Annotated in this window: 16 protein-coding genes; 6 read left to right on the forward strand and 10 right to left on the reverse strand. The window is 73.4% G+C overall.

All coding sequences use genetic code 11. The annotated features are described in order from the left end of the window. Positions 1–41: 41 nt before the first annotated feature. Both AL2_RS25460 and AL2_RS25465 read right to left on the reverse strand, forming a co-directional pair. Positions 42–4,883, reverse strand: coding sequence for an NAD-glutamate dehydrogenase (locus AL2_RS25460; RefSeq protein ID WP_067637736.1), 4,842 nt, complete (start codon positions 4,881–4,883; stop codon positions 42–44). A 179-nt stretch (positions 4,884–5,062) separates the two neighbouring features. Then, the gene (locus AL2_RS25465) at positions 5,063–6,649 is read right to left on the reverse strand and encodes a serine/threonine-protein kinase (protein WP_067637738.1); all 1,587 of its coding nucleotides are present in this window, start codon (positions 6,647–6,649) and stop codon (positions 5,063–5,065) included. Positions 6,650–6,851: 202 nt separating this feature from the next. Here AL2_RS25465 and AL2_RS25470 point away from each other — a divergent pair, with 202 nt between their 5' ends. Next, positions 6,852–7,451 (forward strand): hypothetical protein, encoded by a 600-nt coding sequence (locus AL2_RS25470; protein ID WP_067637742.1) that lies wholly within the window; start codon positions 6,852–6,854, stop codon positions 7,449–7,451. On the opposite strand, the gene AL2_RS25475 is transcribed toward AL2_RS25470, so the two are convergent. The 5 genes from AL2_RS25475 to AL2_RS25495 form a co-directional block, all read right to left on the reverse strand. After that, on the reverse strand, positions 7,441–9,396 hold the full coding sequence (locus tag AL2_RS25475; RefSeq protein ID WP_067637745.1) for an acetoacetate--CoA ligase: 1,956 nt from the start codon (positions 9,394–9,396) through the stop codon (positions 7,441–7,443). The two genes, AL2_RS25470 and AL2_RS25475, sit on opposite strands and share 11 nt — an antisense overlap. A 322-nt stretch (positions 9,397–9,718) precedes the next feature. After that, on the reverse strand, positions 9,719–10,429 hold the full coding sequence (locus AL2_RS25480; RefSeq protein WP_067637747.1) for an HAD family hydrolase: 711 nt from the start codon (positions 10,427–10,429) through the stop codon (positions 9,719–9,721). Positions 10,430–10,627: 198 nt separating this feature from the next. Continuing rightward, positions 10,628–12,259 carry an L-glutamate gamma-semialdehyde dehydrogenase gene (gene pruA / locus AL2_RS25485; protein WP_067637749.1) on the reverse strand — a complete coding sequence of 544 codons (1,632 nt, stop codon included), beginning with the start codon at positions 12,257–12,259 and terminating at the stop codon, positions 10,628–10,630. Between the two features lie 290 nt (positions 12,260–12,549). Beyond that, on the reverse strand, positions 12,550–13,101 hold the full coding sequence (locus AL2_RS25490; protein WP_067637751.1) for a DUF6912 family protein: 552 nt from the start codon (positions 13,099–13,101) through the stop codon (positions 12,550–12,552). 24 nt (positions 13,102–13,125) lie between these two features. Then, a complete protein-coding gene (locus tag AL2_RS25495) occupies positions 13,126–13,773 on the reverse strand; it encodes an HAD family hydrolase (RefSeq protein ID WP_067637753.1) in 648 nt (215 codons plus the stop codon). 60 nt (positions 13,774–13,833) lie between these two features. Between AL2_RS25495 and AL2_RS25500 the strand changes: the two genes are divergently transcribed. Continuing rightward, on the forward strand, positions 13,834–15,030 hold the full coding sequence (locus AL2_RS25500) for an acyl-CoA dehydrogenase family protein (protein ID WP_067637756.1): 1,197 nt from the start codon (positions 13,834–13,836) through the stop codon (positions 15,028–15,030). A gap of 230 nt (positions 15,031–15,260) precedes the next feature. Here the strand turns inward: AL2_RS25500 and AL2_RS25505 are convergent, their stop codons facing one another. Continuing rightward, a complete protein-coding gene (locus tag AL2_RS25505; RefSeq protein WP_067637758.1) occupies positions 15,261–16,157 on the reverse strand; it encodes an N-acetylmuramic acid 6-phosphate etherase in 897 nt (298 codons plus the stop codon). Next, entirely contained in the window at positions 16,154–17,131 is a 978-nt protein-coding gene (locus AL2_RS25510; protein ID WP_245666910.1) for a MurR/RpiR family transcriptional regulator, read from the reverse strand. The genes AL2_RS25505 and AL2_RS25510 overlap by 4 nt, the downstream gene beginning before the upstream one ends. A 61-nt stretch (positions 17,132–17,192) precedes the next feature. Between AL2_RS25510 and AL2_RS36755 the strand changes: the two genes are divergently transcribed. The 4 genes from AL2_RS36755 (at position 17,193) to AL2_RS25530 (ending at position 23,365) form a co-directional block, all read left to right on the forward strand. Continuing rightward, positions 17,193–18,494 carry an N-acetylglucosamine kinase gene (locus AL2_RS36755; RefSeq protein ID WP_245666912.1) on the forward strand — a complete coding sequence of 434 codons (1,302 nt, stop codon included), beginning with the start codon at positions 17,193–17,195 and terminating at the stop codon, positions 18,492–18,494. A 370-nt stretch (positions 18,495–18,864) separates the two neighbouring features. After that, positions 18,865–21,042 (forward strand): transglycosylase domain-containing protein, encoded by a 2,178-nt coding sequence (locus AL2_RS25520; protein ID WP_067637760.1) that lies wholly within the window; start codon positions 18,865–18,867, stop codon positions 21,040–21,042. A gap of 101 nt (positions 21,043–21,143) precedes the next feature. Beyond that, positions 21,144–22,793, forward strand: a complete 1,650-nt coding sequence (locus AL2_RS25525) for a glycoside hydrolase family 3 protein (protein ID WP_067637762.1) — start codon at positions 21,144–21,146, stop codon at positions 22,791–22,793. A gap of 74 nt (positions 22,794–22,867) precedes the next feature. Beyond that, positions 22,868–23,365: a hypothetical protein gene (locus AL2_RS25530; protein ID WP_067637765.1), complete on the forward strand. Its 498-nt coding sequence runs from the start codon at positions 22,868–22,870 to the stop codon at positions 23,363–23,365. 77 nt (positions 23,366–23,442) lie between these two features. Here AL2_RS25530 and ptsP read toward each other — a convergent pair whose 3' ends face one another. Beyond that, positions 23,443–25,125 (reverse strand): phosphoenolpyruvate--protein phosphotransferase, encoded by a 1,683-nt coding sequence (gene ptsP / locus AL2_RS25535; protein WP_083946892.1) that lies wholly within the window; start codon positions 25,123–25,125, stop codon positions 23,443–23,445. Between the last annotated feature and the right edge of the window lie 3 nt (positions 25,126–25,128).

The raw sequence follows: 25,128 nt of genomic DNA on the forward strand, positions 1-25,128 counted from the left end.
GCCCGCCCCCGCGAGGGAGACGGGCGCCGCCGTACGGCCTCTTACGCTTCGCTGGAGGGCAGCGAACTGGCCGTGACCAGGGTGCGGATCGCGCCCAGGGCCACGGAGAGGGTGGCCAGGTCGAAGCTGTCGCTCTCCCAGATCTCGCTCAGCGTCTGCTGGGCGCGCTGGACGGCCGGCTTGTTCTTCTCCGTCCAGTGGATCAGGCGTTCCTCGGGGCGGCCGCCGGGCTCGCTGGTGACGAGGACGTCCCGGGTGAGGGCGGAGTGCGCCGCGTACAGGTCGTCGCGGAGCGCCGAGCGGGCCATCGACCGCCACTTGTCGTCGCGCGGCAGCGCGATGATGCGCTCCCGGAGCCGGGACAGCTGCAGCCGGTCCGCGAGGTCGAAGTAGACCTCGGCGACCTCCTCCACCGGGCGGCCCGTGTCGTGCGCGATGCCGACCAGGTCGAAGGCGGAGTAGGTCGGGACGAACGCGGCGCACTGCTCGGCGAGCTCGTCCGGCACGCCCAGTTCGGCGAAGCCGTCGCGGCGCTGCTCGAACGCGGCCAGGTCGAGGCCGATGAGCAGCTTCGACACGTGCGCGCCGAGGGTCGCGGCGCCGCCTCTGAAGAAGTCGATGCTCTCCTGTATGTCGAACGGGGGCCGCCGGTTGTGCAGCAGCCAGCGGGCGGCGCGCTCGGTCAGCTTGCGCGCCTCCAGCAGCATCGCGACCTGCGTGGACTCCTCCACCTGGTGGGAGAGGCCCTCCACCGCGGCCCGGAAGCGGGGCATCTGGAACACCTCGCGGGCGACGAGGTACGCGCGGGCGATGTCGGACGACGACGCGCCCGTCTCCTCGTTCATCCGGAACACGAACGTGGAGCCGCTCGCGTTGACCACGTCGTTCACCACGGCCGTGGTGATGATCTCGCGGCGCAGGGGGTGCCGGTCCATGTAGGCGCGGAACCGCTCGCGCAGCGGGGTCGGGAAGTAGTCGACCAGCCACGACTCCAGGTAGGGGTCGTCGGGCAGGTCGGCGGCGACGATCTCGGCGTCCAGCGCGAGCTTGGCGTAGGCGAGCAGGACGGAGAACTCGGGGCCGGTCAGCCCCCGCCCGGACTGCCGCCGCTCCGCGAGCGCCTTGTCGTCGGGCAGGAACTCCAGGCGCCGCTTCAGCCGGCCGTCGCGCTCCAGCTTGCGCATGTACCGGGCGTGGACGTGCAGCATCGCGGGCGCCTGCGCGCGGGCCGCGGCGAGCACCACGTTCTGCGCGTAGTTGTCGCGCAGGACGAGCCGCCCGACCTCGTCGGTCATGTCGTAGAGCAGACCCTCGCGCTGCTTGCCGGTCAGCTCGCCGTCCCGCACGGCCTGGTCGAGCAGGATCTTGATGTTGACCTCGTGGTCGGACGTGTCGACGCCGGCGGAGTTGTCGATGAAGTCGGTGTTGACGATGCCGCCGCCGCGGGCGAACTCTATGCGGCCGAGCTGGGTCACGCCGAGGTTGCCGCCCTCGCCGAGGACCTTGCAGCGCAGCTCGGCGCCGTCCACCCGGACCGGGTCGTTGGCCTTGTCGCCGACATCGGCGTTGTTCTCGAGGGACGACTTGACGTAGGTGCCGATGCCGCCGTTCCACAGCAGGTCGACGGGCGCCCTGAGGACGGCCCGGATCAGCTCGTACGGGGTGAGCGCCTTCACCCCGCCGTCGATCCCGAGCGCGGCCCGGATCTGCGGGGTGACCTGGATCGACTTGACGGTGCGGGGGAAGACGCCGCCGCCCTTGGAGATCAGCGTGGTGTCGTAGTCGGCCCAGCTGCTGCGCGGCAGCTCGAACAGGCGGCGGCGCTCGGCGAACGAGGCGGCCGCGTCCGGGTCGGGGTCGACGAAGATGTGCCGGTGGTCGAACGCGGCGACGAGCCGGATGTGCTGCGACAGCAGCATCCCGTTGCCGAACACGTCCCCGGACATGTCGCCGATGCCGACGACGGTGACGTCCTCGCTCTGGACGTCCTTGCCGAGCGAGCGGAAGTGGTACTTGACCGACTCCCAGGCGCCGCGCGCGGTGATGCCCATCGCCTTGTGGTCGTAGCCGACGGACCCGCCGGACGCGAACGCGTCGCCGAGCCAGAACCCGTACTCGGCGGCAACGCCGTTGGCGATGTCGGAGAACGTCGCGGTGCCCTTGTCGGCGGCGACGACCATGTAGGTGTCGTCGCCGTCGTGGCGGACGACGTTCGGCGGCGGGACGACCTTGCCGTCCACGAGGTTGTCGGTCAGGTCGAGGAGGCCGGAGATGAAGTCCTTGTAGCAGGCGATGCCGGCCTTCTGCCACGCCTCCCGGTCGACGGCCGGGTCGGGGAGCTGCTTGCCGACGAAGCCGCCCTTCGCGCCCGCCGGGACGATGACGGTGTTCTTCACCGCCTGCGCCTTGACCAGGCCGAGGATCTCGGTGCGGAAGTCCTCGCGGCGGTCCGACCAGCGGAGCCCGCCGCGCGCCACCGACCCGAACCGCAGGTGCACGCCCTCGACCTTCGGCGAGTACACGAAGATCTCGTACACGGGCTTCGGCTGCGGCATGTCCGGGATGCGGGCCGGGTCGAACTTCATCGCCAGGTACGGCTTGCCCTGGTAGTGGTTCGTGCGCAGCGTCGCCTGGACGAGCGCCAGGTAGGCGCGGAGGATGCGGTCCTCGTCGAGGCTGGCGACGTCGTCGAGCTTGCCCTGGAGCTCCTCGCCGATGCCGGTGCTGCGCTCGTCCTCGCCGCCCTGCAGGGTCGGGTCGAGGCGGCTCTCCCACAGCCGGACGATCAGCCGGGTGATGGAGGGGTTGGCCAGCAGCACCTGCTCCACGTACCGCTTGGAGAACGTCGTGCCGATCTGCCGCAGGTAGAGGGCATAGGCGCGCAGGATCATCGCCTCGCGCCAGTTCAGCCCGACGTGCAGGACGAGCGCATTGAACCCGTCGTTCTCGATGTCGCCGCGCCACAGCGCCGTGAACGCGTCCTGGAACAGGTCCTTGATGGCCTCTTCGGGGACGTCCTCCGGCGGGACGTACCGCAGCCCGAGGTCGTAGATCCAGAACCCGCGGCCGTCGGAGGTGCAGATCTCGTACGGGCGCTCGTCTATCACCTCGACGCCCATGTTCTGCAGCAGCGGCAGCACCCGGGACAGCGAGATCGGCTCGCCCAGCCGGTAGATCTTCAGCCGCCGCTCGCCGGGCCCGGCGCTGTACGGCTCGTACAGGTTGATGGAGGTGTCGCCGTCCTCGGTGAGCTCGTCGAGTCGGCGCAGGTCGGCGACTGCGGTGCGAGCGGGGAAGTCGGCCTTGTAGCCCTCGGGGAACGCCTCCCCGAACGCGCGGCCGAGCGTCCCGGACCGCTCCTCGCCGCACTGCTCGATGACCGCGTCGGCGAGGTCGTCCTCCCAGGAGCGGGTGGCGTTCGCGAGCCGCTCCTCCAGCTCGGCGACGTCCACGTCCGGCAGCGGGCGGCCGCGCTCGCCGCGGACGACGACGTGCAGCCGCGCCAGCAGCGACTCGGTCACGTTCGCGCTGTAGTCGACGCTGACGCCCTCGAACGCCTGCTTCAGCAGGTCCTGGATGCGCAGCCGGACCTTGGTGGTGTAGCGGTCGCGCGGCAGGTAGACCATGCAGGACATGAAGCGCCCGTACAGGTCCTTGCGCAGGAACAGCTTCAGCTGGCGGCGCTCCCGGAGCCGGAGCACGCCGAGGGAGATGTGCAGCAGGTCGTCGATGGAGATCTGGAACAGCTCTTCGCGCGGGTAGCTCTCCAGCACCTCGATGAGGTCCTGGCCGTCGTAGCTGTCGGGGGTGAACCCGGCGCGCTCCAGCACCTCGTCCAGCTTGCGCTTCAGGACGGGGACGTGCGAGAGCGACCCGCTGTAGGCGACGTGCGTGAACAGGCCGAGGAAGCGGCGCTCGCCGACGACCTCGCCGGACGCGTCGAACTTCTTCACCCCGATGTAGTCGAGGTACAGGGGGCGGTGGACGGTGGAGCGCGAGTTCGCCTTCGTGAGCACCAGCAGGTGCTTCTCCGTCGCCCGCCGGCGGACCTCGGGCGGCAGCGCGGCGAAGCTGGCGGACTCGCGCTTGTCGCTGCGCAGGATGCCGAGGCCCGTGCCCGGCTCGGGGCGCAGCACGGTGTCGCCGTCGGTCAGCGTGTAGTCGCGGTAGCCGAGGAACGTGAAGTGCCCGTCGGCCAGCCAGTCGAGCAGCTCGACGCCCTCGGCGAGCTCCTTCTCCGGCAGCGGGGGCCGCGTCTCCTGGATCGCGGCGGCGATCTGGCCGGCGCGGGCGCGCATCTTGGGCTCGTCCTCGAAGGCGACCCGGACGTCCTGCAGGACGCGGAGCAGGTCCCTCTCCAGCGTGTCCAGGGCGGCCCGGTCGCTGGTGCGGTCCACCTCGATGTGGATCCACGACTCGTCGAGGTCGGTGCCGCTGTCGAGCTTGTGGCGGAACGCCTTCAGGTGGCCCGCGACGTCGCGGTCCACACCGAGCAGCGGATGGACGATCAGGTGCGTGGTCAGCTGGTGGCGGGTCAGCTCCATCGTCACCGAGTCGACCAGGAACGGCATGTCGTCGGTCACGACCTGCACGACCGTGTGGCCGGGGTCCCAGCCGTACTCCTCCAGCGTCGGCGTGAAGACGCGCACCTTCGCGCGGCCCTGCGGACGCTCCTCGCCGAGCGACCGGTGCGCCATCGCCGGGCCGCAGATGTCGGCCGGGTCCCGCGCCATCAGGTCCTCGTTGGCGACGTGCCGGTAGTAGAGCCGGAGGTAGTCGAAGACCTCCCCCGCGTCCCCGCCGCGCCCCCCCGGGCGCTGCGCGCACGTCTCAGCGGCCCGCCGGAGCAGGTCGTCCTTCGCTTGATCGAGCATGCCGCTCATCAACAACTCCCCTTGAGACCCTTCGCCACCTCGTTGTGGCGCCGCTCACTGCACGAGCGTAGCCAGGAATCGCCGCAAAGCCGACCTGCTATGCAGCAAGGCAACCGTGGCCTACGCCACCCTGCCAGCACGTCCCGGCCCTGCGCCGGTTCCCATGCCGTGCCGTCTCGGCGGGGACGTCAGCCGGTGCCCGTCCCCTCGCCGCCGGTGCCGCCCGCGCCGCCCGGCCCCGGGGTGCCCGGCGGGCCGGACGGGTCCGGCGGGGTGGACGGGTCCGTCGGCGGAGGACTCGTCGTCTTCGTCTTCGTCGGCGTCGGCTTGGTGGGGGTGTCCGCCGGGGTGGGGCTGCCGGACGGGGTCGGGCTCCCGGTCGGCGAGACGCTGCCCGTCGGGTTCTGCGAGTACGCCGGAGACGTCGACTGCTGCACGGGCGAGTGGCTCGCCGGCGGCGCCATGCTCGGCGCGACGCTGCTCGACCCGGGCGGCGCGCTCGGGTCGCTGACCTTCTGCCCGGCCTTGCCGCTGTCCCGGGAGCCGAGCACCAGCACCGAGGAGACCACGACGATCGCGACGAACAGCGCGGCGGCCCCGGCCAGCAGCGCGGAGCGGCCGGAACCGGCGAGCGTCCGCCGCAGCCCGCCGCCCTCGCCGACGACGACGAGATCGGGCGGCAGCGTGGTGCCGGCGCTCCAGCCGGCGGGGGTGGGCGGCCGCTCGTCCTCGTCGCCGGGCACGCCGGCGTCGTGGAAGGCGGCGGCCGCGGGCGACGCCTCCGGGTCGCGGAACACGTCGTCGTCCCTGTCTGCGTCGTCGTCGAAGACGGGGTCGTCGCCGAACACCGGGTCGGGCTCGAACACGTCGGCGTCGTCGGCCTCGGCGGCCCGCACCGACCCGGCGGCGAGCATCGCGGTCTCGTCGGGGGCGCCGGACCGGACCGCCGGCCGCGCCGTGCCCGCGGACTCCTCGTGCCCGAGCAGCCGCATCAGCACCTGCCGCGCGCCGGGCCGATGCCCCGGCTCCTTCTCCAGGCAGTCGAGGACGAGCTCGCGCAGCGACCCGTCGAGGTCGCCGAGGTCGGGCTCCTCGTGCAGGATCCGGTTGATCACGGCGGGGATGGTGTCCTGCCCGAACGGGGGCTCCCCGGTCGCCGCGAACACCAGCGTCGCGGCCCAGCAGAACACGTCCGCGGGCGTGCCGACGGCGTCGCCGCTGATCTGCTCGGGCGCCATGTAGGACGGGGTGCCGATCACCCGGCTGGTGAGCGTGGTGCCGGCGCTGATCGCGCGGGCCACGCCGAAGTCGATGACGCGCGGGCCGTCCGGGCCGAGCAGCACGTTGTGCGGCTTGAAGTCGCGGTGGACGATCTTGGCCTGGTGGATCGCCGCGAGCGCCGTCGCGGTGCCGACCGCGAGCCGGTCCAGGCCGGCGCCGTCGAGCGGGCCGTCGTCCAGGACGTGCTGGTTCAGCGACGGTCCGCGCACGTACTCGCTGACGATGTAGGGCCGGTCGCCGTCCGCGTCCGCGTCGATCACCTGGGCGGTGCAGAACGGCGCGACCTGCTTGGCGACGTCCAGCTCCCGCAGGAACCGGGCGCGCGCCTTGTCGTCGGACGTCAGATCGGCGTGCAGCAGCTTGATCGCGACCTGCCGGCCGTCCTCGGCCGCGCCGAGGAACACCGTCCCCTGGCCGCCTTCGCCCACCCGGCCGATCAGGGCGTACGTCCCCAGCCGGTCCGGATCCCCGGACCGCAGCGCCCCAACCTCCATGCGTGGAACCGTCCCTCTCTTGATCGACGAGCCGCGTCGTTACGAGCCCGGATCACCCTTCGACTATGTGACGCCCGAGACCCGAGGGAAGTTCACCCGATCCTGCGACTTACAGAGCGATCTGACCGGTGAACCACTTTAATGCCGCCACTTCGCACAGCGATACAGCCGAGCCGGGTGTCACACAAGCGAAACTGGATCCATGACAACGCTCGACGGCCGCCGTGTCTACACGCGCGCCGACCTCATGGCCGAATACGGGCTCGGACGCAGCACGCTGGAGAAGTGGTACCGCGAACGCGCGTCCAACGGCCACCCCGAACCGGCCGGGACGGCCGGCTCCCAGCTCGCCTGGGACGCCGCCGAGTGGGACCGATGGTACGCGGGCCGGCGCTCCCGCGGCGTCCCGTCCGGCCTGGTGACCCGCGACGAGCTGGCCGCGCGGCACGGTGTCAGCCGCCACCGGCTCAAGCAGTTGTGGGCCGACCGGGCCGCCAACGGCCATCCCGACGCCGCCCACCGCGCGGGCAAGGCCATGTACTGGGACGAGGCCGAATGGGCGGCCTGGTACCGCGCCCTGGAGGAGCGTCCGGCGGCGGAAGGGCCGGACGACCTCGTGACGCTGGCGGAGGCCGCCCGCATCCTCGGCCTGGCCCAGACGAGCGTCACCGTCTACGCCGGGCGGCCCCCGGCCGGCTGGCCGGAACCGGCCCGGACGGAGCCGCTGGGCGGCGGCCGCGTCCGCCGCCTCTACCGCCGCCGCGACGTCCTCGCCTACGCCGCCGCACGGGCTAAGGGGTGAAGTGGGTGAGCACCTCGGGGTTGGCCATGGAGTCGCGATTGGCGGCCTTGTCGACCGGGGTGCCCTGGAGGATCCTGCGGACGGGGACCTCCAGCTTCTTGCCGGACAGCGTGCGGGGGATGCCGGGGACGGCGGTGATCTCGTCCGGGACGTGCCGGGGCGACAGCGACGACCGGATCTCACGCCGGAGGTTCTGCACCAGTTCGTCGGTGAGGTCCGCGCCCTCGGCGAGCTGGACGTAGAGGAGCAGCCGGCCCTCCTGGCCGAGGCGGCCGGTGTCGATGACGAGGCTGTCGGTGATCTCGTCGAACGCCTCGACGACGCGGTAGAAGTCGGAGGTGCCCATGCGGACGCCGCCGCGGTTGAGGGTCGAGTCGGAGCGGCCGTAGATGACGCAGCCGCCGTCCGGGAGGATCTTGATCCAGTCGCCGTGCCGCCACACGCCCGGATACATGTCGAAATAGGAGCCGCGGTAGCGGTCGCCGTTCTCGTCGTTCCAGAAGAAGACGGGCATCGAGGGCATCGGCTCGGTGATGACGAGTTCGCCCACCTCGTCCGTGACCGGTTTGCCGTCCTCGCCGAACGCCTCGACCTTCGCGCCGAGGCCGCGGCACTGGATGACGCCCGCGCGCAGCGGGAGGAGGGGCGACGGGCCGACGAACCCGGTGCACAGGTCGGTGCCGCCGGAGAAGGAGCCGAGCAGAAGATCCTTGCCGACGGCGTCGTACACCCACGCGAACCCTTCGGGCGGGAGCGGCGAGCCGGTGGACCCGATCCCGCGCAGGCCCGAGAGGTCGTGTTCCTCGCCTGGGCGGAGGCCGTCCTTGGCGGAGGCCGTGATGTAGGGCGCGCCGACGCCCATGTAGGTGACGCCGTTGTCGGCGGCCAGCGACCACAGGTCGAGGGGGGCGCCGTCGTACATGACGATGGTGGAGCCCACCAGGAGGCCGCCGATGAGGTAGTTCCACATCATCCAGCCGGTGGTGGTGAACCAGAAGAACACGTCCTCCGGGCCGAGGTCCTGGTGGAACGACAGGGCCTTGAGGTGTTCGAGCACCACACCGCCGTGCCCGTGCACGATCGGCTTGGGCAGACCCGTCGTACCGGACGAGTAGACGACCCACAGCGGGTGGTCGAACGGGACGTCCTCGAACTCCAGCGTGTCGCAGCCGGCGCGGGGCAGTTCGCCGTAGTGCACGCCCACGCGCAGGCCGTCAGGGGTCGCGGCGGGGTCGAGGTAGGGGATCAGCACCGTGGCGGCCAGGCTCGGCAGCGCGGCCTCGATCTCCCGCACGATCTCCAGCCGGTCGAACCGCTTGCCGTTGTAGGCGTAGCCGTCCACGGCGATCATGACCTTCGGCTCGATCTGCGCGAACCGGTCGATGACCGAGGACGACCCGAAGTCGGGGGAGCACGACGACCAGATCGCGCCGAGCGACGCCGTCGCCAGGAAGCAGATCAGCGCCTCGGGGATGTTCGGGACGTAGGCGGCGACCCGGTCGCCCTTGCCGACGCCCAGGTCGGCCAGGCCCGCGCGGACCTCCGCCACGTGCAGCGCCAGCTCCCGGTAGGACAGCACCCGGTGCCCGCCGGCCTCCGACCGGAAGATCACGGCGGTCTCGTCGGGCGTCTCCCCGGCCCGCCTCAGCGCGTTCGCGGCGTAGTTGAGGGTCGCGCCGGGGAACCACTTCAGGCCGTCCACCGGCATGGGCCCGCCGGACCGGACGGGACCGTCACCGCGCTCGCCGACCACCCCGAAGTACGACCAGATCGCGTCCCAGAACGCGTCGACCTCCGTGACCGACCAGCGCCAGAGCTCGTCGTAGGACTCCGTCCGGACGCCCCGCTCCCACAGCCAGTGAACGAAGCGGGTCACCCGCGCGTCGGCGACGACCTCCTCCGACGGCTCCCACAGCGCCGAACCCTCGGAAACCCCACCGGCCATCTCGCTCCCTCCACTCCGCGCCACGGTGCGCGACCCTCCCAAATATCGGCCCGGCTCCGCTCCCCGCGCAACCTGCCCGTTCCACCCGCCACTACGCGCGGACCCTGTCCCATCCCAGGTGAAGCCCCCACTCCGAGCAACCCGGGCAACCCACACACCACCCGCCCGCGGCATCCTCGCCGTCCACACAACCCGGGTTTTCCACAGAACCGAATTCGAGTTACGCCGCCCTCCGCACCACCGGAGACTGGGGGACATGCACATGGGAACAGAAGCCGCGCCGGAATCACAGCGGCGGGGAAGGGCCGCCTGCCCGGCGTGGTCAGAGGCGGGTGAGGTCCGCTACGGCGGTGACCACGGCGTGGGTGTCGGAAAGGGTGGCGAGGACGGTCTCGGCGCCGGCGGCGCGCAGTTCGGCCTCGGTGGCGCTGCCGGTCGCGACGGCGATGATCGGGGAGCCGGCGATGTGCGCGGCCTGGACGTCGCGGGGCGAGTCGGCGATGTAGACGGTCGCGGACTCGGGGTACGCGGTGCCATGGCGGTCGCCCGCGCGGGTGCGGGCCAGTTCGAGGAGGGCGGCCTTGCTGTAGACGCCGTTCTCGTAGCCGCCCGCGCCCAGGTCGAGGCGGCCGGCGAGGCCCAGCTCGGTCACCTTCAGCATGGCGTTCGGCTGGATCGAGCCGGTCAGCACGGACTGGACGACGCCGGGGACGTGGGCGAGCGCCTCGACGGCCTCCCCCGCGCCGGCCAGGACCCGGCCGTGGGCGCGCAGGTCGGCGCGGCGGGACGCGAACGCCTCGGCGAGCGCGTCGAAGAACGCGGGCAGGTGGTCGTCGGTGGTGACGACGTCGTTGAACGCGAGGGTCTCGAAGATGATCTCGGACTCGGTGCGGCCGGGGGTGGGCGGGAGCCGGACGAGCGGCCGCCCGATCGTCCGCTGGAAGGCCTCGGCGTAGGCGTCCCGGGTGACCCGACCGACGTCGACCAGGGTGTGATCGATGTTCCACAGCACCAGCCGGTTCAGTGTCGACATCCCGTTCCCATGCGCGGTCGGAGGAGCGTGGGCGGGCGCCGTTCCCGGCACCCGCGGCGGTCAGCGAGCTTATCGTCCGGCCTCCGCCGCCCGCCCGCAAGCACCCGTGCCAGACCAGCCACTCCCATCTCAAGTACTGCCGGCCCAGCCGCGCCCGGCGGGTGCTCGTGGCCGTTTTCGGGAAGGGGGTGTGCGGGCTCAGTGGTCCATGTGGGGGTAGCGGTAGTCGGTGGGCGGGACGAAGGTCTCCTTGATCGAGCGGACGCTCGTCCAGCGGGTCAGGTTGAAGACGGAGCCGGCCTTGTCGTTCGTGCCGGACGCGCGGGCGCCGCCGAAGGGCTGCTGGCCGACGATCGAGCCGGTCGGCTTGTCGTTGATGTAGAAGTTGCCGGCGGCGAAGCGGAGCTTCTCGGTGGCCTCCGCGACGGCGGCGCGGTCGTCGGCGATGATCGCGCCGGTGAGGCCGTACTCCGAGACGCCCTCCATCTGGGTGAGGACGCTGTCGTAGTCGCCGTCGTCGTAGACGTGCACGCCGAGGATCGGGCCGAAGTACTCGCGGGTGAAGATCTCGTCGGCCGGGTCGGACGACTCCAGGACCGTGGGGCGGACGAAATAGCCGCGCGAATCGTCCAGCTCGCCGCCGGTCAAGACCTTCATGGTGTCGATGCCGCGGGCGCGTTCGATGGCCGCGCGGTGCTTGGCGAACGCGCGCTCGTCGATGACGGCGCCCATGAAGGCGGAGAGATCCTCGGCGACGTTGCCCATGGTGAGGGACTCGGTCTCGGCGCAGAAGTCGTCCCGGATGCGGCCCCAGAGGGAGCGGGGGATGTAGGCGCGCGACGCGGCGGAGCACTTCTGCCCCTGGTACTCGAACGCGCCGCGGACGAGGGCCGTCTTCAGCACGGCCGGGTCGGCGGACGGGTGCGCGATGACGAAGTCCTTGCCGCCGGTCTCGCCGACGATCCGCGGGTAGGCCCGGTAGCCGGCGATGTTCTCGCCGATCGTCCGCCAGAGGTTCTGGAACGTGGCGACCGAGCCGGTGAAGTGCAGGCCGGCGAGGTCGGGGTGGCGCAGCGCCACGTTCGAGACGGCGCGGCCGTTGCCGGTGACCATGTTGATCACGCCCGGCGGGAGGCCCGCGGCCTCCAGCAGCAGCATCGTGAAGTGCGCGGCGAGCTGCTGCGTGGGGGACGGCTTCCACACGACGACGTTGCCCATCAGCGCGGCCGACGTCGGCAGGTTGCCGGCGATCGCGCTGAAGTTGAACGGGGTGATGGCGAGGACGAACCCCTCCAGCGGCCGGTATTCCAGCCGGTTCCACACTCCCGGCGGCGACAGCGGCTGCTGCTCCTGGATCTGCCGCGCGTAGCCGACGTTGAACCGCCAGAAGTCGATCAGCTCGCAGGCGGCGTCGATCTCGGCCTGCTGCACCGACTTGGACTGGCCGAGGATCGTCGCGGCGTTCAGCGTCGCCCGCCACGGCCCGGCGAGCAGGTCGGCGGCGCGCAGGAAGACGGCGGCGCGGTCCTCGAACGCCATGGCCCGCCACGCGGGCGCGGCCTCCCGCGCCGCGACGACGGCCTCGGTCACGTCCGCCTCGGTGGCGTCGCCCATCCGGCCGAGGACGTGCCCGTGGTCGTGCGGCTCCACGACGTCGACCGGCGTGCCCGCGCCCATGCGCCGCTCCCCGGCGATGGTCATCGCCAGCTCGGTCTGCGTCCCGCCGAGCTCCTTGATCCGCGCCTCCAGCGCAGCGCGTTCGGCGCTGCCCGGCGCATACCCCTTCACCGGCTCGTTCACCGGTACCGGCACGTTCGCGACGGCGTCCATCTCACGGCTCCCTGCGATCCGACGGCGTTGTCGACCTGCCGGAGGACCTACCCGCCCCGCTCCCCGCAATCCCCCGCCACGCCCCCGCCCGCCGCCGACGCACCCGCAGAGGCCGACGAGGCCAGGCGCACTGCACAGGCCGGGCGCACCACAGAGGCCGACGAGGCCAGGCGCACCACACAGGCCGGCGACACCGGGCGCACCGCACAGGCCGACGAGGCCGGGCACACCTCAGGGGCCGGCCGGGCGCGCCACAGGGGCCGGGGGCTTCGGTGGTGTGCGGGTGGCGGCTAGTCGAGGAGGTGGGCGAGTTCCTGGGTCGCGTACCAGAGGAGTTCGTGGCCTTCGGCGCCGTCCACGGTGAAGCGGGCGTCGTCGTCGCCCGCGTCGGCGGCGGCGAGGGCCGCCGCGGCGGTCGCGATGTCGGGGGCGGCGTCCGGGTCGTCCACGTGTCCGGAGGCGATCTTCTTCCACGGGACGGCGGTGGAGAGCGCGACCTGGGCGCGGTCGCCGTGCCCCAGGTCGGCGCCGAGGACGCCCGGGGAGGGCGTCCCCCCTCGACCGGCAGGGCCGGGGCTCGACCAGGTGATCGCGTCGTCGGGCATCTCGGCGGCCAGGACGACGCGGCGGCGCGGCGCGGACGGGTCGGCGGCGAGCAGCCGGAGCGAGGCGCGGGCGGCGGCGGACATCGCCGCGTACTCCAGCTCCTCCAGGTCGCCGCTCGCGTACCACTCGCGGAGCGCGGGCGTGACGGCGTGGGCGGTGAGCGGCGCGGGGCCGATCTCCCGCGCGGCGTGGACGCGGGCGAGGAGCGTGAGCGTGGACGGCAGGTAGACGCGCATGACGAGCAGCAGTCTGCCAGACCGTCAGGGCAGGAGGTCGAGGTCGCGCAGTTCGGCGATCGTGGTGTCGGGGTCGGCGTGGTGGATGCCGCGGATCCCGAGGGCCTCGGCGGCCCGGATGTTGTGCTCGATGTCGTCGATGAAGACGCAGTCGGCGGCGTCCAGGCCGAGGAGGTCCAGGGCGTGCCGGAAGATCCGCTCGTCGGGCTTGCGCATCCCGACCTCGGCGGAGATCACGACGGCGTCGAACAGGTCGGCGAACAGGTCGCGCGGGTACTCGTTGCCCCACGAGTTGGACAGCAGCGCAGTGCGGGTCCCGGCGGCGCGGGCGGCGCGGAGCGCGGCGTACATCGGCTCGACCGGGCTGAACGCGCCGAACATCCGGGCGATGAGGCCGGCCGCCTCGACCGGGCCGCCGTCGATGGTGAGCAGTTCGGCGGCGAGGAGGCGCTCGAACTCGGCGGTGGTGAGGGAGCCGTCCTCCAGCCCGTGGATCGGGTTCGTCCCGGCGCCGTCGTAGGCCTGCTTCACCCAGGCGCGCATGACGTTCTTGTAGTGCTCGGCGTCGATGCGGTCGGCGGCGAGCCAGACGGCGATGGCGTCGGCGAGGGGGGACGTGAGCACGCCGCCCCAGTCGGTGATGACGGCTTTGACCGGTCGCTGCGAGGGCACGGCCCGATGGTAAACGATCCCGGCCCCGTTAACCGAATCCCGTTCTGCCAGAATGCCGCCATGGACTTCGAACTCAGCCCGAAGGCACGCGAGTACCAGGAACGCCTCCAGGAGTTCATGGACGGGTTCGTCTACCCGGCGGAGCCGGTGTACGCGGCGTGGCGGGCGGAGAACGACCCGCACGCGCTGCCGCCGGTCGTCCAGGGGCTGAAGGCCGAGGCGCGCGAGCGCGGGCTGTGGAACCTGTTCCTGCCGGACGTGTCCGGGCTGACGAACCTGGAGTACGCGACGCTCGCCGAGCTGACCGGGCGGTCCCCGGATCTCGCGCCGGAGGCGGTCAACTGCGCCGCGCCGGACACCGGGAACATGGAAGTCCTGCACATGTTCGGGACGGACGAGCAGAAGCGCCAGTGGCTGGAGCCGCTGCTGAACGGCGAGATCCGCAGCGCGTTCGCGATGACCGAGCCCGAGGTCGCCTCCTCGGACGCCACCAACATCACGACCTCGATCGTCCGGGACGGCGACGAGTACGTGATCAACGGCCGCAAGTGGTTCATCACCGGCGCGGCCGACGAGCGCTGCAAGATCTTCATCGTGATGGGGAAGACGGACCCGGACGGGCCCGTCCACCGGCAGCAGTCGCAGGTGCTCGTCCCCCGCGACGCCCCCGGCCTGAAGATCGTCCGGCATCTGCCGGTCTTCGGCTACCAGGACCAGCACGGCCACTCGGAGATCGTGTTCGAGGACGTCCGGGTACCGGTGTCCAACCTGATCGCCGGCGAGGGCGACGGGTTCATGATCGCGCAGGCGCGGCTCGGGCCGGGCCGCATCCACCACGCCATGCGGGCGCTGGGCATGGCGGAGCGGGCGCTGGAGTTGATGTGCCGCCGCGCCGTCGACCGCGTCGCGTTCGGCGGGCCGCTCGCGAAGCAGGGCGTGGTCCGGCAGCAGATCGCCGAGTCGCGGATGGCGATCGAGCAGGCCCGGCTGCTCACCCTCAAGACCGCCTGGCTGATCGACAGGCACGGGTCGAAGGGCGCCCGGTCCGAGATCGCCGCGATCAAGGTGATCGTGCCGCGCATCACCCACGAGGTGCTCGACCGCGCGATCCAGGTGCACGGCGGCGCCGGGGTGTCCGACGACACCCCGCTCGCCGCGATGTACACGTGGGTCCGCGCGATGCGGATCTTCGACGGCCCGGACGAGGTGCACGTGCGCACCGTCGCCCGCCAGGAACTGCGCCGCTACGAGCGCTGAGCCCGCACGGCCGGCCCGGGTCGCGGGTCGCCGGGCCACCCGCCCGTGCGGCCGGGCCCGGTCGCGGGGTGCCGGGGCACCCGCCCGTGCGGGCCGGGCCGGTCGCGGGGTGCCGGGGTGCCGGGGAGCCGGCCCTGCACGGCCGGGTCCCGGGCGTTGGTCAACCCCGTTGGTCGCGTCGCCCCGTCGTCCCGTCGCCCGCGCTTCGCACGCGGCCGGGCGCCCGGCGGTCAGGCCGAGCGCAGGCGCTGCAATGCCTCGCGTACGCCGCCGTCCGTCTCCTCCAGCACCGTCGTCGCCCGCGCCGCGGGCACCTCGCCGAGCAGCGAGACCAGCGCGACGCGGGTGTTCCCCCCCGCCTCGGCAAGCGCGTTCTCGCAGGTGCGGGCGTCCATGCCCGTCGCCTCGGTGAGGATGCGCACCAGCCGGGTGCGCAGCTTCGAGTTCAGCGCGTTCACGCTGACCATCAGGTTGGAGTAGGTGCGCCCCATCCTGATCATCAGCGTGGTGGAGAAGGAGTTGAGCACGAGCTTCGTCGCCGTGCCCGCCTTCATCCGGGTGGACCCGCTGATCACCTCGGGCCCGGTGGCGAGGGCGATGTGCACCTCGACCTCGCCCCCGTACGGCGTGCCCGGGTTGCAGCTGATCAGCGCGGTGCGCGCCCCGACCGCGGCGGAGGCGCGCAGCGCCCCCACCACGTACGGGGTGCGGCCGCTCGCCGCGATGCCGATGGCCACGTCGCCGGACCGGACGTCGCGGGCGTCCCGGCGGCCGAGGTCGGCGTCGTCCTCGACGTCGGAGACCGCCTGGGACAGCGCCCCCGGCCCGCCGGCGTGGTGGGCGACCACCCGGCCCCAGATGCCGAACGTCGGCGGCAGCTCGGCGGCGTCCAGCACCGCGAGCCGGCCGGACGTGCCGGCGCCGAAGTAGTGCACGCGGCCGCCGCCGCGCAGCGAGTCGACGGCGAGGTCCACCAGCCGGGCGACCTCCGGCAGGACGGCGGCGACGACCTTCGGCACGGTCGCGTCCTCCGAGTTGATCAGGCGCAGCACCTCCATGGTCGGCAGCGTGTCGACGTCGAGGGTCCGGGGGTTCCGGCCCTCGGTGGGGAGCTCGCAATCGATCACCGACGCCTCCGGTCGGGTCGCACGGTCCGCCCGCGGACCGCCTCGAATGTGGCTTCCAGGGCCTTGCGGGTCGGCCCGTACGTGCGCTGCGCCACCCCGACGAAGAGGCAGTCGACCACGGTGAGCTGCGCCAGCCGGCTGGCGGTGGCGCCGGAGCGGAAGGTCGTCTCCCGCGCCGCCGTCGTCAGGATCAGGTCGGCCGCGTCCGCTATCGGGGACTTCGGGAAGTTGGTGAGCGCCACGGTCTTGGCGCCCCTGGTCTTGGCGACCTCCAGCGCGTCGATGGTCTCCACCGTCGCGCCGGTGTGCGAGATGCCGATCGCCACGTCGCCGCTGCTGAGGACGGCCGCGCTGGTGAGCATGATGTGCGCGTCCGCCCAGGCCGAGCAGACCCGGCCGATCCGGTGCAGCTTCTGCTGGAAGTCGGCCGCCACGAACGCGCTGGCGCCGACGCCGTAGACGTCGACCCGGTCGGCGGCGACGACCGCGTCCACGACCTGCTCGAGCATCTTGATGTCGAGCTGCGCGGCGGTCTCCTCGACGGCCCGGGCATCGGCGAAGGTCACCTTCTCCACGATCTGTTCGAGGGAGTCGTCGGGGCTGATGTCGCTGCCGATGACCCTGCCGCCGGACGCGCTCTGCGCCCGTCCGGCCTCGGTGGCGAGGGTCAGCCGCAGCTCCGGGTAGCCGTGGAACCCGATCGCCCGGCAGAACCTGATGACGGTGGTCTCGGACGTGCCGCAGTTCTGGGCGAGTTCGGTGATGGTGGAGTTGGCGACCCCCTCGGGGTCGTCGATGACGCGTTGCGCGACTCGTCGCTCGGCGGGGGGCAGCGAGGGCAGCAGCGAGCGGACCCGCACCACGGTGCTCAGCGGCGTGGCGTCCCTGCCGGACGCCGCCGATTCCGGCGGTGCGCCGTGCTCCCCCGTGATCCCCCGCTCGGGGCCCTGGTCAGGGCCGATGGGTTTCCTCATGGAGGAAATTTTCTTACGGACAGGATGTCACGTCAACGGTAGGAAAGGCTACGGTCGCCATGTGTTGACCCATTTGGCCGGTCCTTACGTGGTCGGTATCGACGCGGGTGGCACGAAGACCCGCTGCGTCGTGCTGACGCTAGGGGGTGCCCTGGCCGGTTCCGGCACCGGCCCGGGGGCCAACCCCAACTCCGGAGGCGACACCGCGGGGGCGCTGACCACCGCCCTGCGGGAGGCGCTCGGGGACCTGGACCGAACCCACATCCTCACCGGCGTGTTCGGCATCGCCGGCGCCGGCTCCGCCGGGCGGCCCGCCGCCGTCACGGCGGCGCGGCAGGCCTGGCAGGCCGTCGGCCTGCGCGGCTCGCCCGCGGTGGTGACCGACATCGCGGTGGCGTTCGCCGCCGGAACCAGCGAGCCCAAGGGCATCGTGGTGTTCTCCGGCACGGGCGCCGGCGCGGCGGTCATCAGCGACGGGACGATCGTGCAGCGCGCGGACGGTTACGGCTGGCTCGTCGGGGACGAGGGTTCGGCGGTCTGGCTCGGGAAGGAGGCCGTCCGGGCGGCGCTCGCCGCCTACGACGGCCGCGGCTCCCCGACCCTGCTCACCGATTCGGTCCCCCGTGCGCTGCTCGGCGCCACGGTGGTCGCGGAGATCGACGCGGAACGGAGAAGACCCCGCCGCCCGAGGGCGCTGGCCATGGCCGGCGCCCCTTCCCCGTCCCCGGGCGTCTCCGTGCTGCCGCATGCCGCTTCCCTCGCCTCCGGAGGGGCGCCCCACGGTGGGGGCGGGACGGGTACCGCCGTCCTGTTCCCCGGCGACCCCCGCTCCCCGTCCCCCGTCCCCTACCCGTCCGGCGGCTACCCGTCCGGCGACGCGGCCGGACCCCCGGGCCCGCACGGACCCCCGGGCCATACCGGGCCACCGGGCTCGCTGGGGCCGCCGGGACACCCGGCGGCCCCCGGTGCGCCGGGGCACCCCGAACTGCCGGGAAACCCGCCCGACCCCCGGCTCGCCCAGGCGATCATCAAGGAGGTGTACGGCCGCCCGCCCGCGGCCCTCGGCCGCCTCGGCCCGGTGGTCGCCGCCGCCGCGGCCGCAGGCGATCCCGTGGCCAGACGCATCACCGAGGAGGCCGCGCAGTGGCTGCTGCGCGACGTCGACGCGGTGCGCCCGGCCCTGTCCGACCCCCGCGCACCGGTCGTCATGCACGGCTCGGTGCTCCGTGAAGGCCCCGTCGCCGAGGCCGTCCGCACCGGCCTGCGCGCCCGCTTCGCCGAGGCGCCGCGCTGCGCCGGCGACGGAGCCGTCGGCGCGGCCGGGATGGCGCTGCGCCGCCTCGGCCACCCCCTGCCCGGCTGAGCCGTCCCGCCCCGAGCGGCGGAAGGCCCCCGGAGGACGGCACCGCGGCCGTCCGGGTTCATCGCGATGGACCCCACCGATTCCGCAATCGCTTGCGAGTCCGGGGTCCATCGTGATTAAGCTGTTACCACGGTGGCACCAGAGCCGTCAGAGCGGTCCCGTTGGGGCCGTGTCCGGCGGGACCACCGGCCACAGACGTGGCTCGTACCGATAAGGCTGCGTTACTCCGCAGCGTCGTCCGCGCGGGACTCTCTCTCCCCGACCCGCAGGCGCATCTCCACCTCGCGCATGCCCTCAGGCGGCATGCCCGCTCGCGCCCTCCCATGCCCGGACGACGGCCGACTCCGTACTCCACGTCGAACGAGGTCGCATGCATTCCCTGCCCAGGGCCCGCCGTGTCCGGCCGGCCCTCACCCGCCTGCTCCGCATCGTCCCGTCCCGGCTGCTTCGTCCGGTTCCGCCCCGGTGGCGACCCGGGCGGCGGCTGATCGTGATCATCATCACACCGGTCGTGCTGATCGCCGCCGTCACCGTGGTCGCCTATATCCGCACGCCGGTGCCGACGCAGCCGCAGGACGGCGTGACCGACGAGGGCTCCACCGTCTACTACGCCGACGGCCGGACGCCGCTGTTCCGCCTCGGCGCCAACCGCGAGGCCGTCCGGCACGACCAGATCCCCGACCGGCTGCGCTGGGCGGTGCTCGCCGCCGAGGACCGCGGCTTCTACGACGACCACGGCGTCTCCCCCACCGGGACGCTCCGCGCCCTGTGGAACAACGTCGCCGGCGGCGACACGCAGGGCGGCTCCACCATCACCCAGCAGCTCGCCCGCAACTACTTCAAGGGCCTCAGCCGCGACCGGACGATGCGGCGCAAGGTCAAGGAGATCTTCATCGCGCTGAAGCTCGACCGGAACCGCGGCAAGGACGAGATCCTCGATCTCTACCTCAACACCATCTACTTCGGCCGGCAGACGTCCGGGGCGCAGGCGGCGGCCCGCGCCTACTTCGACAAGGACGTCTGGCAGCTGGACGTCGCCCAGTGCGCACTGCTCGCCGCGATGATCCAGCGGCCGGCGTACTTCCGGACGCGGGGCGGCGACGCGGCCGCCCGCGCGCTGCGCGACCGCTGGGCGTACGTCCTCGACGGGATGGTGTCGATGGGCAGGCTGAGCCGGGCCGACGCCGACCGGCAGCGCTTCCCCCGGACGCAGGACGAGTGGACGGGCGTCGGCCTGTCCGGGCAGGACCTCCTCGTCCGCCACCGGCTCGAAACCGAGCTGGCGGGCATCGGCATCCCGATGGACGGCGTCGTCAACGGCCGGCTGAAGATCTACACCGGGCTCGACCAGCGCTGGATGCGGCACGCCGAGCAGGCCATGCGCCGGGCGCAGGAGCCCGCGTGGCCGGGCACGGTGCGCGCCGGGCTCGTCGCCGTCGACTCCCGCACCGGCGCGGTCAGGGCGTTCTACGGCGGCGACCCGGAGCGCAGCCAGGTCGACTCGGTGTTCGCGCCGGTCGCGCAGGCGGGCTCCACGTTCAAGCCGTACGTGCTGGCCGCGATGCTGCGCAAGGGCTTCAGCGTCCGGACGAAGGTGAGCGGCCGGTCGCCGCAGAAGTTCGCCCCGAACGGCGACGTGACGCCGCCGGCCGCCCCCGGCTACCAGGTCGAGAACGACGAGGAGATCGGCTCGCTCGGCGTGGTCGACATGGTCAGGGCGACGGCCCTGTCGGTCAACACCGGATACGTGAAGGCGGCGCTGAAGACGGGCATCGCGAACGTCCTGGACACCGCGCGGCTGTTCGGCGTGCCGGACTCCGCGCTGAGGCCGTTCAAGGGGCAGGCGGGCGTCGCGCTCGGCATCCCCGACGTCTCGGCGGTCACGCAGGCCGCCGGATACGCGGCGTTCGCGAACGGCGGCACGGCGGTCGTCCCCCACCTCGTCACCAAGGTCGTCGACGCGGACGGCCGGCGGATCCCGCTGCCCTGGGACCGGCCGGGGCGCCGGGTGCTGGACGCGGAGCAGGCCGCGCAGGCCACCTTCGCGATGCGGGCGACCGTCCGGGACGGGACGGGCACGCGCGCGGCGCTGCCCGACCGCGAGGCGGCGGGCAAGACCGGCACGACCGAGCACAACCGCGCCGCCTGGTTCGTCGGGTACGTCCCGCAACTCTCCGCGGCGGTGGTGGTCGGCAACGCCAAGCCCGCCACGCTGCGGAACCTGCCCGGCTTCCCCGGGAAGGTGGCCGGGGAGAACGTGCCGGCCGCGATCTGGCACGCGTTCATGGAGAAGGTCGCCCCCGACCTGCCGGCCGAGCCGTTCCCCCGGCCCCTGTTCAAGGGGGCCGCCGCCAACTGGGTCGACACCGACCCGGCCGGGAAGGCCGCGGCGGGGAGTTCCGCCGCCCCGGATCCCGGACGGCCCGGGGGCGCGACGCCGCCGCCCGCGGGCACCGATCCGCGCAAGCTCCCGGAGAAGCCGGGCGACCGGCCGGACACCGGCGGCAAGGTCCGCACAACGGACGCACCCCGGTCGGGCGCCGGCTGAGCCCCGCCGGAGATCGAGTCGACAGCGGGACGGGGAGCGGCTAGCGTCGCGGGCGTCCGATGCGAGCGAGGAACCGAGACCACGTCGGGGGGCCTGGTCAGGTGCGTGCTTCACGTCCCCTCGCGCTCGCGGCGGCGGCCCTGCTGATCTGCGGGGTCGCGGGCTGCGGCGGCGGCGGGAACGGCGAGGGCGGGCGGGCGCCGTCCGCCGAGTCCGGCACGCCGTCCGGTTCGCCGGGCGCGCGCACACCGGCGCCGGACGCGTGGATCCCCGGCCGGGTCGCGGAGATGAGCGTCGCGGAGAAGGTCGGGCAGCTGTTCGTGCCGGCCTTCTCCAGCCGCGCCGACGCCCTCGCGAAGATCAAGAAGTACCGCGTCGGCGGGCTCATCTACTTCCCGGAGAACTTCGGCTCCCCGGCCCGGACCGCGGCGCAGTCGAACGCGCTGCAGAAGGCGTCGAAGATCCCGCTGCTGCTCGGCGTGGACGAGGAGCAGGGCATCGTGTCCCGCACCCCGTTCATCACCCGGTTCCCCGGCAACATGGCGCTCGGCGCGACCCGGAACCCGGCCGACGCGCGCGCCGCCGCCCGCGTCACCGGCGCCGAACTGCGCGCGGTCGGCATCAACCTCGACTACGCGCCGGACGCCGACGTCAACGTGAACCCGCGCAACCCGGTGATCGGGCTGCGCTCGTTCGGGTCCGACCCGGCGCTCGCGTCCAGGATGACGACCGGCGCGGTCGGCGGCTACCAGGACGCCGGGGTCGCCGCCACCGCCAAGCACTTCCCCGGGCACGGCGACACCTCCGTCGACAGCCACACCGGCCTGCCCGTGATCAAGCATTCGCCGGCGCAGTGGGAGCGGCTCGACGCGCCCCCGTTCCAGGCGGCGATCGCGGCGGGCGTGGACGTCGTCATGACCGCGCACATCGTCGTCCCGAAGCTCGACAAGTCGGGCGACCCGTCGACGCTGTCGAAGACGGTGCTGACCGGGCTGCTGCGCGGCAAGCTCGGCTATGAGGGCGTCATCACGACGGACTCGCTGCAGATGGCGGGCGTGCGGGAGAAGTACGGCGACGCGGCCGTCCCGGTCCGGGCGATCAACGCGGGCGCCGACCAGCTGCTGATGCCGCCGAGCCTGCCGCGCGCGTACCGGGCGGTGGTGAAGGCCGTCCGGTCCGGGAAGATCACGGAGAAGCGGCTGGACGAGTCGGTCACCCGGATCCTCAAGCTCAAGCAGCGGCGCGGCCTGTTCCAGGGGACGCTCGCCGACCCGGCCAAGGCGAGCGCGTCGATCGGGACGTCCGCGCACAAGGCCACGGCGCGGCAGGTCGCCGAGCACTCGGTCACCCTCGTCCGCAACAAGGGCGGGCTGCTGCCGCTGAAGGGCAAGAAGGTCGCCGTGTCGGGGCCGGGCGGCGACCGCCTCCTGGCGGCGCTGCGCCGCCAGGGCGTCACGACGGTCTCCCGGGGCGCCGCCGACGTCACCGTACTGACGACCGAGAACGCCGGGTCCGCGACCGCGTCCCGCATCCGGGCGCTGGGTCCGAAACCGGTCGTCGTCGCCGCGCTCGGCCGCCCGTACGACCTCGACGCCGCGGGCGGCGCGGCGGCGGCGCTCGCCACCTACTCCTCCAGCGCGGTCTCGGTGGACGCCCTGGCCAAGGTGCTGAGCGGCGCGGTGAAACCGGCGGGGAGACTCCCGGTGCCCGCGGGCGGCAAGCCGGTCGGCTACGGCCTGGGCGGCTCGTAGCCAGGGGATTCGATGGACGCGGACGGCCGCTTCCTGGGAGGATCGGGCCGCCTTCTTCCCCCCGGGAGGTCTCCGTGCCCGTCCGTCCGTTTCTCGCCGGCGTCCTGATCGTGCTGCCGCTGCTGGGCGGCTGCGGCGGGCAGGGCGAGGTCACGATGCCGCCGCTCACCCCGGAGCCGGGCGACTCGCAGTTCGCCGACACGGCGGCGGCGAGGACCGCGCAGGAGAGCTTCCCGGCCCGGCTGGCGCTCTACAGGTACCTGCGCGGCATCGCGGCGGGGAACGCCAAGGCCTGCGCCTACCTGACGCCCGCCTACCAGCGGGCGGCGTTCGGCGGGCCCGCCGCGTGCCGCTCCGGGTTCGCGAAGGCCCGCGCGAAGCTGAGCCCGCAGGACCTCGCGGCCCTGCGCGGCGTGACGGTCCCGGTCTGCGAACCGGGGCCGGGCGAGGGCGGCTACACGGTCCGCTTCGAGGACCTGGCCTGGAAGGGCGAGCCCGCCCGTCCAGGCGGCCTGCTCACGGCGACCTTCACCCTCCGCAAGTCCGGCCCCTACTGGCAGATCACCCCCTGACCCGCCTCGTTGACCTGCGGCGTGTCGTTGCTATCCGGGCGCTCAGAACAACAACATGCCGCAGATCAACGCAGCGGTCACAGGCCGAGGTCGGTGAGGGCGGGGAGGTGGGCGCGGGCCGCGTCGCGGGCCGCGTCGGCCGTGCGGGCCTCCCGCGCGGCGGCCGCCGCGCGGCGGCACTGGTCCAGCGTGTGGCGGGCGAGGGCGGCGCGTACCAGCGGCAGGGACGGGGCGCTCATCGACAGTGACGTCACCCCGAGGCCGACCAGTACGCACGCAAGCGCCGGGTCGCCGGCCGCCTCACCGCAGACCCCGCACGGGACGCCCGCGCCGGCGGCGGGGGCGATCAGGTCGAGGACGGCGGGCTGCCACGGGTCCTGGAGGCGGGCGAGGCCGCCGACCTGCCGGTCGGCCGCGCACGCGTACTGGGTGAGGTCGTTGGTGCCGATGCTGAAGAACTCCACCTCCGCCGCGACGTCGCGGGCGCGGAGCGCGGCGGCGGGCACCTCGATCATGACGCCGGGATGCTCGATGCCGGCGTCCCGGCACTGCGCCGCGAACCAGGCGGCCTCGTCGGCGTCCGTCACCATCGGGGCCATGACCTGCAGCTTGGCGGTCAGGCCGGCGGCGGCGCGGGCGAGCGCGGCGAGCTGCGCGGACAGGACGTCCGGGTGCCGCAGCGACATCCGCACGCCGCGCTCGCCGAGCGCCGGGTTCGGCTCCTCGCCGGGCGCGGGCAGGAACGCGAGCGGCTTGTCGGCGCCGGCGTCGAGCGTCCGGACGACCACGCGGCCCGCCGGGAACGCCGCCAGCACCTTCCGGTACGCCTCCTCCTGCTCGTCGTCGGACGGCGGCGCCGCGCGGTCCAGGAACAGGAACTCGGTGCGGTACAGGCCGACGCCCTCGGCGCCGGCGTCCAGCGCCGCCGCCAGGTCCTTCGGCCCGCCGATGTTCGCCAGCAGCGGCACCGGACGGCCGTCGGCCGTGGCGCCCGGCCCGGTGAACTCGGCGAGCGCGGACACGCGGGCCGCGGCCGCCGCACGGGCCGCCGTCACCTCCTCGCCGGACGGGTCGAGGCGCACGGTCCCGGCGGTGCCGTCGACGAGCACGCGGGTCCCGTCGGCGAGCGACGTCGCGCCCGGCAGCGCCACCACGGCGGGCACGCCCAGCGTCCGGGCGATGATCGCGGTGTGGCTGGTCGGCCCGCCCTCCTCGGTCACGAACGCGACGACCTTCGCCGGGTCGAGGACGGCGGTGTCCGCCGGCGCGAGGTCGCGGGCCACGAGCACGAACGGCTCGTCGGACTCCGGGACGCCGGGCATCGGCAGGCCCAGCAGCCGGGCGATCGCGCGGTCGCGGATGTCGTCCAGGTCGGTGACCCGGGCCGCGAGGTACTCGCCCGCCCCGGCGAGCATCTCCCGGTAGACGCCGAACGCCTCGAACACCGCGCGGGCCGCGGCCACGCCCTCGCCGACCTTGGCGCGGACGCCGTCGGCGAGGCCCGGGTCGCGGGCCATCAGCGCCTGCGCGCTCAGCACGTCCCGGCCGTCGGTGTTGCCGGCCGCGGCGGCGCGCTCCCCGCGCTCCTCCAGGTCGGCGGCGACGGCCTCCAGCGCGGCGAGCGCCGTGTCGCGTTCGGCGGCGGCGTCGCCGCCGTGCCGGTCACCGGCGGGCGGCTCCGGGACGGCCCCGGCGATGCCCCGCACCGGCCCGGCGCCGGCTCCCGGGCTGACGCCCGTCCCCTGCAATACGTCCGGCACCGC

Source organism: Actinomadura latina NBRC 106108 (genome assembly GCF_001552195.1).
Lineage (GTDB): Bacteria > Actinomycetota > Actinomycetes > Streptosporangiales > Streptosporangiaceae > Spirillospora > Spirillospora latina.

What these genes read in the sequence shown, in the direction of transcription:
- AL2_RS25490 (WP_067637751.1), bottom strand. Translation starts at nt 13,101, where the DNA reads ATGCGCGTCTACCTGCCGTCCACGCTCACGCTCCTCGCCCGCGTCCAC.
- AL2_RS25475 (WP_067637745.1), bottom strand. Translation starts at nt 9,396, where the DNA reads ATGGCCGGTGGGGTTTCCGAGGGTTCGGCGCTGTGGGAGCCGTCGGAG.
- pruA (WP_067637749.1), bottom strand. Translation starts at nt 12,259, where the DNA reads ATGGACGCCGTCGCGAACGTGCCGGTACCGGTGAACGAGCCGGTGAAG.
- AL2_RS25460 (WP_067637736.1), bottom strand. Translation starts at nt 4,883, where the DNA reads ATGAGCGGCATGCTCGATCAAGCGAAGGACGACCTGCTCCGGCGGGCC.
- AL2_RS25480 (WP_067637747.1), bottom strand. Translation starts at nt 10,429, where the DNA reads ATGTCGACACTGAACCGGCTGGTGCTGTGGAACATCGATCACACCCTG.
- AL2_RS25510 (WP_245666910.1), bottom strand. Translation starts at nt 17,131, where the DNA reads ATGAGGAAACCCATCGGCCCTGACCAGGGCCCCGAGCGGGGGATCACG.
- AL2_RS25520 (WP_067637760.1), top strand. Translation starts at nt 18,865, where the DNA reads ATGCATTCCCTGCCCAGGGCCCGCCGTGTCCGGCCGGCCCTCACCCGC.
- AL2_RS25470 (WP_067637742.1), top strand. Translation starts at nt 6,852, where the DNA reads ATGACAACGCTCGACGGCCGCCGTGTCTACACGCGCGCCGACCTCATG.
- AL2_RS25500 (WP_067637756.1), top strand. Translation starts at nt 13,834, where the DNA reads ATGGACTTCGAACTCAGCCCGAAGGCACGCGAGTACCAGGAACGCCTC.
- AL2_RS25465 (WP_067637738.1), bottom strand. Translation starts at nt 6,649, where the DNA reads ATGGAGGTTGGGGCGCTGCGGTCCGGGGATCCGGACCGGCTGGGGACG.